We start from the raw sequence: 608 nt of genomic DNA, 5'->3' as shown, positions 1-608 counted from the left end.
TCATCTCTTCCCCCTGCCAGAGCGTCGGCATGTAAAGCGCGCCGATATTCCACACCCGGTCGAGGAAGAGGGCGTATTGCGCGGTAAGATATTCGATACGGGCAGATGAAAGATCGCCCTCCCAGCGCTTACGCCACAGCGCCAGCACGTCGTCGCGCATCGCGTGGAAGGTTTCGGGCGTGGGCAGTCGCGATTGGATCGAAGGGTCCGCCTCCATCTGGCGGCGTGCGCGGGTCAGCTTTTGGCGGCGGTTCGCGCTCAGTGACGCGTAATAGGCCTCCATCGTGTCGGGCAATTCGATCTGCGGCACCACAAGCTGGTCGGTCTTGCCGCCGTTGATCCGGTGCGGGGGCCATGTGACGTTGAAGCCCGCTTTGGGAAGTGCTGCCGCCAGCATCCGCAGGCGGCGTCCGGTGGGTTCGTATTTGATCTCGAAATGGGACCAGTCCATTTGCCCCAGCGCCAGACCCAGCGCCGCCATGGCCCAGCGTTCGCGCGCGGGGTCGCACAGGATGCCGGTATATTCGCCCATCCCCAGCCGCGAGGCGGCGGCCAATTGCGCCTGAAAGACACGGCGCGACCTGCTCCAGTACAACCGGCGGCGCATG

1 protein-coding gene is annotated in these 608 nt (G+C 64.6%); it reads right to left on the bottom strand.

Annotation, left to right across the window (positions count from 1 at the left end):
- The coding region (locus tag A3764_RS25435; protein WP_201722484.1) for a hypothetical protein at positions 1-608 on the bottom strand (608 nt) is incomplete at both ends.

The sequence above is a fragment of the Sulfitobacter sp. HI0129 genome, from assembly GCF_001635395.1.
Lineage (GTDB): Bacteria > Pseudomonadota > Alphaproteobacteria > Rhodobacterales > Rhodobacteraceae > Sulfitobacter.
The sequence above is the reverse complement of the archived record's forward strand: the minus strand, read 5'-3'. Positions and strand labels throughout refer to the sequence as shown.